Source organism: Methylobacterium sp. 142-1Y (assembly GCF_057747795.1).
Map to the genome: position 1 here is coordinate 4,745,663 of NZ_CM173224.1, position 12,631 is coordinate 4,758,293.

At 71.9% G+C, this 12,631-nt stretch carries 12 protein-coding genes; 10 read left to right on the top strand and 2 right to left on the bottom strand.

The features are described from left to right. Window positions 1–4 precede the first annotated feature (4 nt). The 8 genes from AC3AOF_RS21775 to AC3AOF_RS21810 all read left to right on the top strand — a co-directional run bounded on the left by AC3AOF_RS21775 (window position 5) and on the right by AC3AOF_RS21810 (window position 9,220). Window positions 5–640: a DUF2460 domain-containing protein gene (locus tag AC3AOF_RS21775; protein WP_236988908.1), complete on the top strand. Its 636-nt coding sequence runs from the start codon at window positions 5–7 to the stop codon at window positions 638–640. Then, on the top strand, window positions 637–1,524 hold the full coding sequence (locus AC3AOF_RS21780; RefSeq protein ID WP_488346465.1) for a DUF2163 domain-containing protein: 888 nt from the start codon (window positions 637–639) through the stop codon (window positions 1,522–1,524). The genes AC3AOF_RS21775 and AC3AOF_RS21780 overlap by 4 nt, the downstream gene beginning before the upstream one ends. Continuing rightward, entirely contained in the window at window positions 1,502–1,990 is a 489-nt protein-coding gene (locus tag AC3AOF_RS21785) for an NlpC/P60 family protein (protein ID WP_488346466.1), read from the top strand. Before AC3AOF_RS21780 ends, AC3AOF_RS21785 begins: the two co-directional genes overlap by 23 nt. After that, entirely contained in the window at window positions 1,987–5,928 is a 3,942-nt protein-coding gene (locus AC3AOF_RS21790) for a baseplate multidomain protein megatron (protein WP_488346467.1), read from the top strand. The genes AC3AOF_RS21785 and AC3AOF_RS21790 overlap by 4 nt, the downstream gene beginning before the upstream one ends. Beyond that, window positions 5,921–7,732, top strand: a complete 1,812-nt coding sequence (locus AC3AOF_RS21795) for a DUF2793 domain-containing protein (RefSeq protein WP_488346468.1) — start codon at window positions 5,921–5,923, stop codon at window positions 7,730–7,732. The genes AC3AOF_RS21790 and AC3AOF_RS21795 overlap by 8 nt, the downstream gene beginning before the upstream one ends. Further along, the gene (locus tag AC3AOF_RS21800) at window positions 7,729–8,172 is read left to right on the top strand and encodes a hypothetical protein (protein ID WP_488346469.1); all 444 of its coding nucleotides are present in this window, start codon (window positions 7,729–7,731) and stop codon (window positions 8,170–8,172) included. The genes AC3AOF_RS21795 and AC3AOF_RS21800 overlap by 4 nt, the downstream gene beginning before the upstream one ends. Window positions 8,173–8,341: 169 nt before the next feature. Then, a complete protein-coding gene (locus AC3AOF_RS21805; protein WP_488346470.1) occupies window positions 8,342–8,917 on the top strand; it encodes a glycoside hydrolase family 108 protein in 576 nt (191 codons plus the stop codon). Between the two features lie 33 nt (window positions 8,918–8,950). Continuing rightward, window positions 8,951–9,220 (top strand): Pam3-gp28 family putative phage holin, encoded by a 270-nt coding sequence (locus AC3AOF_RS21810; protein WP_236988902.1) that lies wholly within the window; start codon window positions 8,951–8,953, stop codon window positions 9,218–9,220. 72 nt (window positions 9,221–9,292) lie between these two features. Here AC3AOF_RS21810 and AC3AOF_RS21815 read toward each other — a convergent pair whose 3' ends face one another. Further along, window positions 9,293–10,189 (bottom strand): L,D-transpeptidase, encoded by an 897-nt coding sequence (locus AC3AOF_RS21815; protein WP_236988901.1) that lies wholly within the window; start codon window positions 10,187–10,189, stop codon window positions 9,293–9,295. 328 nt (window positions 10,190–10,517) lie between these two features. Between AC3AOF_RS21815 and AC3AOF_RS21820 the strand changes: the two genes are divergently transcribed. Together AC3AOF_RS21820 and AC3AOF_RS21825 are read left to right on the top strand one after the other, a co-directional pair. Beyond that, window positions 10,518–11,003 carry a Ros/MucR family transcriptional regulator gene (locus AC3AOF_RS21820; RefSeq protein WP_236988900.1) on the top strand — a complete coding sequence of 162 codons (486 nt, stop codon included), beginning with the start codon at window positions 10,518–10,520 and terminating at the stop codon, window positions 11,001–11,003. Window positions 11,004–11,124: 121 nt separating this feature from the next. Further along, window positions 11,125–11,433 (top strand): GCG_CRPN prefix-to-repeats domain-containing protein, encoded by a 309-nt coding sequence (locus tag AC3AOF_RS21825; protein WP_488346471.1) that lies wholly within the window; start codon window positions 11,125–11,127, stop codon window positions 11,431–11,433. Between the two features lie 91 nt (window positions 11,434–11,524). Here the strand turns inward: AC3AOF_RS21825 and AC3AOF_RS21830 are convergent, their stop codons facing one another. After that, on the bottom strand, window positions 11,525–12,556 hold the full coding sequence (locus AC3AOF_RS21830) for a TIGR03885 family FMN-dependent LLM class oxidoreductase (protein WP_236988898.1): 1,032 nt from the start codon (window positions 12,554–12,556) through the stop codon (window positions 11,525–11,527). Between the last annotated feature and the right edge of the window lie 75 nt (window positions 12,557–12,631).

Here is a 12,631-nt window from a genome sequence, read left to right on the forward strand (position 1 = left end):
AACCATGCCCAGCCCCTTTCACGAGGTGCGCTTCCCCCTTGCGCTCTCCTACGGCTCCCGCGGCGGGCCGGAGCGGCGCACCGAGATCGTCACCCTCGGCTCCGGCGACGAGGAGCGGAACGGCCTCTGGCGCCATTCCCGCCGCCGCTACGATGCGGGGCCGGCCCTGCGCCGGGCCGAGGACGTCGCCCTGCTGATCGCCTTCTTCGAGGAAAGGCGCGGGCCGCTTTACGGCTTCCGCTGGCGCGACACCTTCGACCATGCCTCCGCGCCCCCGGGCCGGGACCCTGCGCCGACCGACCAGGTCCTCGGAACCGGCGACGGGACGACGCGGGTGTTCCAGCTCGCCAAGACCTATGGCGGCGCCTTCGCGCCCTACGCCCGGCCGATCACCAAACCGGTCGCCGGCTCGGTCGCGGTCGCGGTCGGCGGCGTGGCGCTCGCAAGCACCGCCTTCGCGCTCGACGCCGCCAGCGGCCGCATCACGCTCGCGGCCGCGCCCGGCCTCGGCGCCGTGGTGACGGCGGGCTTCACCTTCGACGTGCCGGTGCGCTTCGCCACCGACCGCATCGAGATCGACCACCAGGCCCTGCGCGCCGGAGTGGTCGCCGACATCCCGATCATCGAGATTCGCCGATGAAGACCCTGCCGCCCGGCCTCGCCGCCAGCCTCGCGAGCGGGGTCACCACCCTGTGCCAGTGCTGGATCGTCACCCGCACCGACGGGTTGCGCCTCGGCTTCACCGACCACGACGAGGACCTGACCGTCGACGGCGTGACCTGCTCGGCCGAGAGCGGCGCCACCGGCACCGCGCTCGAACAGGGGACGGGGCTCAGCCCCGACTCCCTCGAGATCGTCGGCGCCCTCACCAGCGGGCGCCTGGCCGAATCCGAACTCGCCCGCGGCCTGTTCGACGGCGCCGCGGTCGCGGTCTGGCGGGTCGACTGGGCGAGCCCGGCCGACCGGGTGCTGGTCCTCTCCGGCACGATCGGCGAGGTCTCGCGGGGGCCCACCGCCTTCACGGCGGAGGTGCGGGGCCTCGCGGACCGGCTCAACCAGCCCCGCGGCCGGCTCTACCAACGCTCCTGCGACGCGCTCTTCGGCGATGCCCGCTGCCGGGTCGACGCCGCCGCCCCGGCGATGCGCGGCAGCGGCACGGTCGCGACGGTGCGCAGCGCCCGCAGCCTGATCGCCTCCGGGCTTTCCGCCTATGCGAGCCGCTGGTTCGAGGCCGGAAGGCTGGTCTGGATCTCCGGGGCCAATGCCGGCGCGGTCGTCGAGGTGCGGGCCCATGCCCGCCTCGGCCCGCTGGCGGCTCTCGACCTGTGGGAGCCGATGCCGGCCCCGCCCGACCCCGGCGACGCGTTCCAGGTCGTCGCCGGCTGCGACAAGTCCCTGGCGAACTGCCGGGACAAGTTCGCGAACGTCCTCAACTTCCGCGGCTTCCCGGATTTGCCGGGCAACGACTACGCCGTGGCCTACGCCGTCCAGGGAGCCGACAATGATGGAGGCCGCCTCGGCTGACACCCGCGCGCGCATCGTCGCGCTGGCGCGGACGTGGCTCGGCACGCCCTACCACCACCAGGCTTCCTTGCGGGGGGCGGGCTGCGACTGCCTCGGCCTCTTGCGCGGCGTCTATGCCGAACTCACCGGCGCCGAACCGGAGGTGCCGCCGCCCTACACCCCGAGCTGGGCCGAGGATCTGGATCGGGAGACCCTGCGGGACGCCGCCCACCGCCACCTCGTGGCGCTCGATCCGACCGCGGCCGGGGCCGGCGACGTGCTGCTGTTTCGCTGGCGCGACCGTCTCCCGGCCAAGCATTGCGGGATCCTCTCGGGGACCTCCCACATGATCCACGCCTATGACGGCCACGCCGTCGTCGAGACCTGGATCCCGCCGGCCTGGTCCCGGCGCATCGCCTACGCCTTCCGTTTCCCCGAACCCTCGCCCGACATCCTGCCCGAGACCTTGCCGGAGCCCCAGCGATGAGCACGCTCGTCCTCTCGGCCGTCGGCCACGCGGCCGGTTCGGCCCTCGGCGGCCCGATCGGCGGCGCGATCGGCCAGGCGCTGGGGGCGGCCGGCGGCAGCGCCCTCGACCGGGCGATGTTCGGCGCACGGCCAAGGACGCCGGTCCATCTCGGCCCGCGCCTGTCGGACCTCCACGTCACGGCCTCGACCGAAGGCGCCGCCATCGCGCGCGTCTTCGGCCGCGTCCGCATCGGCGGCCAGATCATCTGGGCGACCAAGCTCAAGGAAGTGCAGACGGTCGAGAAGGTCAAATCCTCCGGCGGCAAGGGCGGCGGAGGTCAGAAGGCCTTCAACGTCACGTATTCCTACAGCGTCAGCGTGGCGATCGCCCTGTGCGAAGGCCCGATCGTCGCCGTGGGCCAGGTCTGGGCCGACGGCAAGCCGATCGCGCTGTCCGCCTACGGCACCCGGATCCATCTCGGCGACGAGGCGCAGGGGCCGGACCCGAAAATCTCGGCGATCGAGGGCGCCGCCAGCGCCCCGGCCTATCGGGGGCTCGCCTACATCGTGTTCGAGGATCTGCCGCTCGCCGCCTTCGGCAACCGGGTCCCGGTCATCACGGCGGAAGTGATCCGGCGCGCGCCCAACGCCTCCGGTCGGCCGCGCCTCGAGGAGCTGGTGACCGCAGTCACGATGATCCCGAGCATGGGCGAATTCACCTACGCCACCGTGCCGGTCAACGCCTCGACCTTCGGCGGGATCGAAGGACAGAACACGGTGTCCGGCGGGGTCGACGCGCTCAAGGCGCTGGATCAGCTCGCGGTCGAGGCGCCTTCCTGCCGGCACGTCTCCCTCGTGGTCGCCTGGCACGGCACCGACCTGCGGCTGTCGGCCTGCCGCATCGTCCCGAAGGCCGAGACGGCATCGAAGACCACCAAGCCGGAATGGCTCGCCGGCGGGATCGACCGGGCGGGGGCTTCCATCGTCAGCGGCGGCGCCTCCGGAGTGCCGCTCCTCGGCGGCGCGCCCTCCGACCTGTCGGTGGTGCAGCTCATCGGGGCGCTCAAGGAGCGGGGCTACGCCGTCACGCTCTACCCGTTCGTGATGATGGATATCCCGGCCGGCAACGGCCTGCCCGATCCCTATGGCGGGGCGGAACAAGCCGCCTTCCCCTGGCGCGGGCGGGTGACCTGCCATCCGGCCCCCGGCCGGCCCGGCACCGTCGACAAGACCGCCGCCGCAGCCGACCAGGTCGCGGCGTTCTTCGGCACCGTGGCGCCGTCGGACCTGGCGTGGAACGGCAAGACGGTCATCAGCGCCAAGGCGGAATTCTCCTTCCGCCGCTTCATCCTGCATTGCGCGCGCCTGGCCGAGGCCGCGGGCGGGGTCGATACCTTCCTGATCGGCTCGGAGATGATCGGGCTCACCACCGTGCGGTCGGGCGCCTCGACTTATCCAGCGGTGGCGCAGCTCGTAAGCCTCGCAGCCGACGCGCGCGCGATCCTGGGGAGCGCCACGAAGCTCGGCTACTCGGCCGACTGGACGGAATACGCGAACCATCGTCCGGCCGATGGCTCAAGCGATGTCTATTTCCATCTGGACCCGCTGTGGTCGAACCCGAATATCGACTTCGTCGGGATCGACAATTACATGCCGCTCGCCGATTGGCGCGACGGGTTCGACCATCTCGACGCCAAGGGCAGCACGTTCACATCGGGCGCGCCCTCGCCCTATGATCCGGGATACCTCGCCGGCAACGTCGCCGCCGGCGAGCTGTTCGACTGGTACTATCCGACGCCGGCCGATCGCGATGCACAGAACCGGGTGTCGATCACTGACACCGCTTACGGTGAGCACTGGGTCTTCCGCATCAAGGATTTGCGCGCCTGGTGGTCGAACCCGCATCGCGACAGGCCGGGCGGGGTGCGCCAGGCCTCCGCAACGGGGTGGGTGCCGGAAGCTAAGCCGGTCCGTTTCATCGAACTCGGCTGCGCCGCGATCGACAAGGGCATGAACCAACCGAACGTCTTCGTGGACCCGAAGTCGTCGGAAAGCTTCCTGCCCTACTACTCGAACGGACGGCGCGATCCGGCGGCGCAACGGGCCTACCTGGAAGCCACCTTGGCTTACTGGCAGGGCGGGAGCGGCAATCCGGTCTCGTCCGTCTATGGCGGCCGGATGGTCGATCCGGAACGGCTGTTCGTCTGGACGTGGGACGCCCGGCCCTATCCGGACTTCCCGCGCCAATCCTCCGTCTGGAGCGACGGGCCGAACTACCGGCTGGGCCATTGGATCAACGGGCGCCTCGGCCTGGCACCGATCGCCGACGTGGTGGCCGAGCTGTGCGGCGGCCTCGCTGTGCCGATCGATGTCGGCCAGCTCTACGGCCTGGTGGAGGGCTACGCCGTCACCGAAGTGCAGACGCCACGGGCCTCGCTCGAACCGCTGCGGACGTGCTTCTTTTTCGACGCGGCGGAGTCGGCCGGGCGGATGGTCTTCGCGCCGCTCGCCCGGGCGCCGGCGGCGCAGCTCACCGCCGACGACCTGGTGGCGCGGGAGGGCAGCGCGGGCGACTACCGGCGCACGCGGGGCGAGGAGACGGCGCTGCCGGGGGTGGTGGCGCTGACCTACATCGATCCGCAGCGGGGCTACCAGTCGGCATCGGTCGAGGCGCGGCGCACCAACGGCCGGGCCAACGCGGTGCAGCGGGTGGCGGTGCCGCTCTGCCTGGACGAGGGCGCGGCGCGGGGCATCGCACAGGCGTTGCTCTATCAGGGCGTGGTCGAGCGGGAGCAAGTCGGGGCCACCCTGCCGCCGTCCTGCCTGGCGCTCGATGCCGGCGATGTCGTCACCCTGTCACTGGCCGGGAGCGGCGCCGATTACCGGCTGACCCGCCTCGGCCTGGAAGGGGGCCGGCCGGCGAGCGGCATCCGCACGGACCTGGCGGTGTTCGCCTACCGGGACGGCACCGCGACGCCGCGGCCGGCCGAGCCGCCGGTGACGGTCGGGGTTGCGCTGTTCCACTTCCTCGACCTGCCGCTCCTGCGCTCGAACGCGGTGGCGCATGCGCCCTACCTCGCCGCCTACACGGCGCCGTGGTCGCCGGTGGCGGTCCTGCGCTCGACCGCCGGCGGGGCCTTCGCGGACGACGCGACGGTGGGCGCCCGGTCGATCATCGGGCGGCTGACGGCCGACCTCTACCCGGGCCCGTGCGCCCGGTGGGACCGGGTGAACAGCGTCTACGTGGAGGTGCCGCGCGGGGTCGAGCTGACCTCCGCCCCTGAGATCGACGTGCTCAACGGGGCCAACGTGGCGGCCCTGCTGACGCCGTCCGGGGAATGGGAGGTGCTGCAATGGGCGCAGGCCAGCTTGCTCGCGCCCGGCCGCTATCGGCTGTCCACGCTCCTGCGCGGCCAGCTCGGGACGGACTTCGCCTCAGGTAGCCCGACCCCGGCCGGCGCCCCGTTCGTGGTGCTCACCGATGCCCTGGTGCAGTCCGGGATGCCCCTGTCCCTGCGCACCCTGCCGCTCGCCTGGCGCTGGGGACCGCTCGGCCGGCCGTCCGACGATCCGAGCTTCACCGGCGCCATCCTGGCGTTCCGGGGCGTGGGCCTGCGCCCCTACGCGCCGGCACAGGCCCGGATGAAGCGGGCGGAGTCGGGCGACCTGGTCCTGTCGTGGGTTCGGCGCACCCGGATCGACGGCGACCCGTGGGAACAGGTCGAGGTGCCGTTGGCCGAGGAAACTGAGGCCTATGCCCTCGACGTGCTCTCCGGTCCCTCTGCGGGCTCCACCGTCCTCCGCTCGTTCGACCTGTCGGCGCCCTCCGTCACCTACACCGCCGCCCACCAGGCGGCCGATTTCGGCGGGCCGGTCACCAGCCTGTCCGTCGCCATCCACCAAGTCTCGGCAACCTACGGCCGCGGCGCGGCCCTGAGGGCGACCCTGTATGCCTGACGCAGCAACCGCCAACCTCGCCCTGCCGCTCCTGCAAGCGGCGCAGGCGCAGAAGCACGTCACCCACAACGAGGCGCTCGTCGCCCTCGACACGCTGGTGCAGCTCGCGGTCCTCGACAAGGATCTGACCGCGCCGCCCGCCAGCCCGGCCGAGGGCGACCGCTACCTGATCGCTGCTGCCTCCCCCACGGGCGCGTGGTCGGGCTGGGCCGGCCGGGTGGTGCGCTACCAGGACGGGGCGTGGCGCTCCTTCGTGCCGCGTCCCGGCTGGCTCGCCTTCGTGGCGGACGAAGCCGACCTCTACACCTACACCGGCGCGGCCTGGGCCTCGTTCCGCTCGACCCTGACGGCGTTGCAGAACCTGACGAGGCTGGGCCTCGGCACCACCGCCGATGCGCAGAACCCCTTCGCCGCCAAGCTGAACAAGGCGCTCTGGACGGCGCTCACCACCGGCGAGGGCGGGACAGGGGACCTGCGCTACACCCTGAACAAGCAAGCGGCCGGCAACACCCTGTCGCTGCTGTTCCAGTCCGGCTTTTCCGGCCGGGCCGAGATCGGCTTGACCGGCGACGACGACCTTCGCCTGAAGGTCTCGGCCGATGGCGGCACCTGGCGCGAGGCCCTGCGGGTCGACCGCGCGACCGGCGGCCTCGATCTCACGGCGGCGGAGGCCTCGACGCCGATCGCCGCGACGGTCGACCTCGGCGGGCTCGGGGCGTTGCGGGTGGTGCTCACCGGCACCGGCACGGTCACGGGCTTCGGCACCGGCCCGAACAGGGTGCGGTTGCTGCGCTTCACCGGCGCGGCGACGCTGACGCACAATGCGGCGAGCCTGGTCCTGCCGGGGGGCGCCAGCCTCGTCACCGCCGCCGGCGACACGGCGCTGGCGGTCTCGGATGCGTCGGGCAACTGGCGCGTGGTCGATTACGTCCGCGCCTCCGGCAAGCCGCTCGTCGGCCCGGTGGCGGCCGACATCATGGATGCGGGCGCGACCGGCCGGGCGGTGCTGGCGGCAGCCGATACCGGTGCGGCGTCCGTCGCGCTCGGTCTCGGGCTGCCGTTCCGCAACCGCCTGCGCAATGCCGGGTTCACGGTCAACCAGCGGGCCGTGTCCGGCACGGTGACGCTGGCGGCGAATGCCTACGGCCATGACGGCTTCAAGGCGGGCGGGAACGGCTGCACCTACACCTTCGCGCGCTCGGCCGGCGTGACGACGCTGACCATCTGGGCCGGGACGCTCGTCCAGGTGATCGAGGGCGCGCTCTACATGACGGAGGGCGGCACCTACACCGCGTCATGGCTCGGCACGGCGCAAGCGAGGGTCAACGGCGGCGCCTATGCGGCCTCGCCGATCGTGGCGACCGGGCTCGCTGCCGACGCCAACCTGACCGTGGAGTGGGGCACCGGGACGCTCGCCCAACCGCAGGTCGAGCCGGGCAAAAGCCGCACGGTGTTCGAGCGGCGTGACGACGAAATGTATCGCTGCCTGCGGTATTACCTCAGTTCGTACGACGGGGTCGCGCCCGGGACGCCGAATGCTGCGGCTGCCTTTTCAAATTTCTATCCGTCACAGTCACAGTGGGCGACCATCTTCACTGTCTTGCTTCCGGGTGGGATGCGGGTTTCGCCAAGTGTGACGCTTTACAGCCCCAAGAGCGGCGCAGCCGGATACGCCTACGCCAACAATCTCGATACTGACGTGCGCGTCCTTTCGGGTGGTTCGAGGATAGCTTTGAACGCGTATCTCTACGATCAAACCCAATACGGGGTACTGGTCAACATGACGGCGAGCGCCGAGCTATGATCTATCATCTGATCCGCACCCCGATCGGCGATGTCGTGCGGCGCGAGGACGGCGCCGAAATCCCCGACGACCCGGCCAACCTCGACCGGCAGGCCTTCGAGGCGTGGCGGGCGAGCGGGAACGTGCCCGCGGTGACGGCCGCCCCCGCCGCCCTGATGCCGGCTGCCATCTCGGATCGGCAGTTCTTCCAGGCGCTCGCGCTCGCCGGCGCGATCACGCCCGATGCGGCGCTGGCGGCGGTGATGACCGGCCAGCTCCCGGCGCCGATCGCCGCGGCGGTGGAGGCCCTGCCAGCCGTGGAGCAGTTCGCCGCCCGGATGCTCCTGTCGGGGGCGACGGCGTTCGAGCGCGGCCACCCGATGGTGGCGCAGCTCGGCGCGGCGCTCGGCTACGATGCGGCGGCGCTCGACGCGCTGTGGCGCGCGGCCGCCGCCCTCTGATCGCGGTCGGACGTCCGGGCCACCCGACGGGAGCATTCTCCGACGACGGAGATACCGGCTCTTCGCAGAAAATTCTTCAAAAACAATGACTTGTAGCAGCGCCCGATTGCCGTGCGATCGGGTGCTGCTCCATCGCGCCGCACATCCTGCACAACCTGGAGAGACGGTCATGGCCGCGACGACGTTCGAGCGGGGGCTGATCCTCGTCCTGACACACGAGGGGGGATGGTCGGACGATCCGGCCGACCCGGGAGGGGCGACGAACCTCGGCGTCACGATCGGCACGCTGAGCCTCTGGCTCGGCCGGCCGGCGACGAAGGCAGAGGTGCGGGCGCTGACACCGGCCTCCGTGGCTCCGCTCTACCGGCGCCGGTTCTGGGACGCGATCCAGGGCGACGCCCTACCGGCGGGGCTCGATTACGCGCTGTTCGACTTCGCGGTGAACAGCGGGCCGCGGCGGGCCGTGATCGGGCTGCAACGTGCCCTCGGTCTCGCCGATGACGGGCGGCTCGGGCCGGTGACTCTGGCGGCACTCGCGGGCCGGGACGTGCCGATGCTGATCGATGCCTTGGGCGACGGGCGGCTGGCGTTCCTGCGGGCGCTCTCGACCTGGCCGCGCTTCGGCCGCGGCTGGGCTCGACGGGTCGAGGAGGTGCGGGCCGCCGCCCTCGCGTTCCACACCGCTCCGTACCGGCCCGCTGCGCGGATCACCTGCCCCGCCTGCGGCACGCCCGTCGCAGTCTGACGCGGACATCCCGGCCTTCACCAGGAGCATCTCATGAACCCGGAACAACTCACCGCGCTGCTGCGCACCCTGCTGCAGTTCGGCGGCGGCATCGCCGTCGGGCGCGGCTGGATCGACGCCGACACCGCCACCACGTTGACCGGCGCGCTTGTCACGCTCATCGTCACGATCTGGGGCCTCTACGCCCGGCGCAACACCGGCCTCGTCGCCGCCGCCGCCGCGGTGCCGACCGTCAAGGCGATCCTGGCCGACCCGGCGACCGCGCAGGCGGTCCCGAGCCCGAAGGTTCAGCCGCCGGAATAGAGCTCGCCCCGAAGACGGGTAGGGCCGCCACGAGGCAGGAAGGCCTCGCGGCAGCCCCCCGGGCCCGCGAGATCAGCCCAGCACCACCACCTGCGCGCCCACCGGCACCCGGGCGTAGAGGTCGATCGCGTCCTGGTTGATCATCCGGATGCAGCCCGAGGAGACGCTGCGGCCGATGCTCTCCGGCTCGGTGGTGCCGTGGATGCGGTAGAGCGTGTCCTTGTTGTTCTGCCACAGGTAGAGGGCGCGGGCGCCGAGCGGGTTGCGCGGGCCGCCGGGCACGCCGAGCCCGCTCTGCAGCTTGGAGACGCTGCGGGCCAAAGCCGGCTGGCGGGCGATCATCTCCTTGGGCGGGTACCAGTCCGGCCAGGCCTGCTTGGAGTTGACGGTGGCGACCCCGTTCCAGGCGAAGCCCTGGCGGCCGACGCCGACGCCGTAGCGGCGGGCCCGGCCGCCCTCTTGGACCAGGTAGAGGTGGCGTGCCCGCGGATCGACCACGATGGTGCCGGGCGCGTAGCGGCCGCCATAGGCGACCTCCTGGCGCAGGAAGGACGGGTTGGCCTTCCGCCAACGGAAGGCCGGGATCGGGAACGGCTCGGTGTCGAGCGCCGCATAGGCGCGGGCATAGTCGATCGGTCCGTCATCGACCACGACCGTGGCGCCCGGATCGACCGCGCCCGGCTGCGGCGGCGCCACCTCGCGCCGGCCGCCCCAGAACGAGTCCTCCTCCGGCGCCGCGGCGGGAGCGGGCTCGCCGCGGTAATACGGGTCCTGCTGGGCCTGGCCGCGCGTGTCGTAGAACGTGCCGTCATCGGCCGGGACCGGATCGCGGGAGCGCCGGCGCCGGACGGGGGCGAAATCCTGGTCCGTCCAGGCGAGGGCGGGGCGGGACCACGCGCTCGCCAGCAGGGTCGAGGCGAGACCGGCGGCCGTGCCGGCAACCAGGAAGCGGCGGTTCTTGTCGGTCATGGGAGGTCTTGGGATCGTGCAGACAGGAACGAGACGCCGGATGGCGCAGTGCAGCAACAGCTAGGGCATTTCCCCGCCGAGGGGAAACCGCCGCTTACGAAAAAACCGTCGGGACCAACGGGCTAGTACGATATCCGGGCGGGTGTGGCCCCGGCGCCGCCAAGGCCGGCCACCACCGGCGCGGCGCAGTCTGATCCGATCAATCGCGTGCGATACTTTTTCTATTTCGTATCGCGACTGTCGAAAACTGTCGTGACGCATATCCTCTGTGGTTGACGCCAGCGGACTTACGTGTCCTCTTGAGCCGGTCACTTCGATCTGGTGCGCCATGACCAACGAAGACCCCACCCGATCGCTCGACCTGATCGAGCTCGCCGCCGACGTCGTGTCGGCTTATGTGGCGAACAACTCCGTTCCGGCTGCGGACGTGCCGGGACTGATCGCGGCCGTGCATACCTCGCTGAGCCAGCTCGGCGCGGCCCCCGCGCCGGAGCCCGAACGGGCGACGCCGCCGGTGCCGATCCGCCGGACGGTCACGCCCGACCACATCATCAGCCTCGAGGACGGCAAGCCCTACAAGACGCTCAAGCGCCACCTCGCCGGGCGCGGCCTCACGCCGGAAGCCTACCGCCAGAAATGGGGGCTGCCGCCGGACTATCCGATGGTCGCCGCCAACTACGCCGCCCAGCGCTCCGAGCTCGCCAAGAGTTCCGGTCTCGGCCAGAGCCGGCGGGGCCGCGGGCGCGGGGCGGCCATGCGGACCGCGGCCGATCCGGTGGTCTCCGGGCCGGCACCGGAGACGCCCAAGCGCTGACATGCATCCGCGATGAGCGGGAGCCGACAGGCGCGCTCATCGTGCATTCAGGTCGTTAGTCCTTTCCTGGTGGGGCAGGGCGGTCCTCGCGGCCGCCCCTCACTCAAGGAGAGATCCCACGATGATGCACGTCAAGGGGCTCGGGATGGCCGCCCTCGTCGCGGGTGGCCTGATCGGTAGCTTGGGTCTTGCATCGACCGCGCAGGCCGCCCCGATCGGCCTCGGCGCGGCGGGCACGCTCGCGCCGGAGACGGGCGTGACGCGAGTGGCAGGCGGCTGCGGGCCGGGCTTCGTCCCGAACCGCTTCGGCTATTGCCGTCCGTTCTACGGGCCTCGGCCGGTCTACGGCCCGCGCTACGGCTATTACGGCCCGCGGCCGTACTGGCGGCGGCCCTATTACGGCCCGCGCCGCTTCTATTACGGCTACTGATCCGGATCGCATGACCGAGACAGGCGCCCGACCGGCCGGTCGGGCGCCTTTTTTCGTCCGGGCCAAAACATCCCGCAAGAAGTCCGGAAGGCTATCCCGCCCGCGCCGCGGGCTTGCGCCCGAACGGATCGAACTCGATCACCGGGGCCTTGCGGCCGTGGAGCGCCGGCAGAACCCGCTCGCCGAAGGCGTCGATGAAGGCCGCCTGGTTGCCGCCGACCTGATGCAGGTCGATGCTGTCGAAGCCCAGCGCCGCGCAAGCCGCGATGCGCTCGGTCAGGGCCGGCAGGTCGTGGGAGATCAGCACCGCCTCGTGCATGTCCTCGGGCCGCAGGAACCGGGCGGCGGCCTCGAAATCGGCCGGGCGGGGCAGCTCCCAGGCGACCGAGGCGGGCAGGGCGTTGAAGCGCCACTCGGCGTGGGCCTGGTGCAGGGCCTCGGCCGGATCGGGGGCGTAGCTGAGATCCATCTTGAGGAAGACCGGCTTGTCGGCGCCGCCATTCTCCCGGAAGGCGTCGACGATCGGCCCCAGGGTCTCGGGGCTCGTCCCGACGGTGAGAAGCCCGTCGGCCCAGGTGCCGAGCCAGGCAGCGGTCTCGACGCTGGTGGCTGCACCCACGAGGCGGGTCGGAGTCTCGGGCAGCGACCACACCCTGGCGTCGACCGCCGTCAGGCGCCCGCGCTGGGTCACGGTCTCGCCGGCAAGCAGCGCCCTCATGATCTCGGCGCCCTCGCGCAGACGGGCATTGCGCTCGGCCTTGTCGGGCCACGGCCCGCCGGTGGCGCGCTCGTTCATCGCCTGACCGCTGCCGAGCGCCACCCAGGGCACCCGGCCGGGAAACATCTGCCCGAGGGTCGCCACGGCCTGCGCCAGCACCACCGGATGGTAGCGCCACCCCCCCGGCACCGAGATGATCCCGAAGGTCAGCCGCTCGGTCGCCTGGAGCGCGGCACCGAGCCAGGCCCAGGCGAAGCCGGATTCGCCCTGGCTCGCCGACCAGGGCTGGAGATGGTCGGAGGAGAAGGCCCCGTCGAAGCCGGCCTGCTCGGCCCGCTGGGCCAGCGCGAGCAGCGCCCGGGGCGGGCATTGCTCGTGGGAGATGTGGTAGCTGTACAGGGTCATCGCGGGGCTCCCGGCCCGGGGAATGCCCGAGCCCGGGCGGTCGTTCCGGGCCGGCGCGGTTGCGCCGCGGGCCCG

Bases quoted from the DNA above. Each gene is read 5' to 3' on its own strand.
- AC3AOF_RS21775 (WP_236988908.1), top strand. From the start codon at position 5: ATGCCCAGCCCCTTTCACGAGGTGCGCTTCCCCCTTGCGCTCTCCTAC.
- AC3AOF_RS21780 (WP_488346465.1), top strand. From the start codon at position 637: ATGAAGACCCTGCCGCCCGGCCTCGCCGCCAGCCTCGCGAGCGGGGTC.
- AC3AOF_RS21785 (WP_488346466.1), top strand. From the start codon at position 1,502: ATGATGGAGGCCGCCTCGGCTGACACCCGCGCGCGCATCGTCGCGCTG.
- AC3AOF_RS21790 (WP_488346467.1), top strand. From the start codon at position 1,987: ATGAGCACGCTCGTCCTCTCGGCCGTCGGCCACGCGGCCGGTTCGGCC.
- AC3AOF_RS21795 (WP_488346468.1), top strand. From the start codon at position 5,921: ATGCCTGACGCAGCAACCGCCAACCTCGCCCTGCCGCTCCTGCAAGCG.
- AC3AOF_RS21800 (WP_488346469.1), top strand. From the start codon at position 7,729: ATGATCTATCATCTGATCCGCACCCCGATCGGCGATGTCGTGCGGCGC.
- AC3AOF_RS21805 (WP_488346470.1), top strand. From the start codon at position 8,342: ATGGCCGCGACGACGTTCGAGCGGGGGCTGATCCTCGTCCTGACACAC.
- AC3AOF_RS21810 (WP_236988902.1), top strand. From the start codon at position 8,951: ATGAACCCGGAACAACTCACCGCGCTGCTGCGCACCCTGCTGCAGTTC.
- AC3AOF_RS21815 (WP_236988901.1), bottom strand. From the start codon at position 10,189: ATGACCGACAAGAACCGCCGCTTCCTGGTTGCCGGCACGGCCGCCGGT.
- AC3AOF_RS21820 (WP_236988900.1), top strand. From the start codon at position 10,518: ATGACCAACGAAGACCCCACCCGATCGCTCGACCTGATCGAGCTCGCC.
- AC3AOF_RS21825 (WP_488346471.1), top strand. From the start codon at position 11,125: ATGATGCACGTCAAGGGGCTCGGGATGGCCGCCCTCGTCGCGGGTGGC.
- AC3AOF_RS21830 (WP_236988898.1), bottom strand. From the start codon at position 12,556: ATGACCCTGTACAGCTACCACATCTCCCACGAGCAATGCCCGCCCCGG.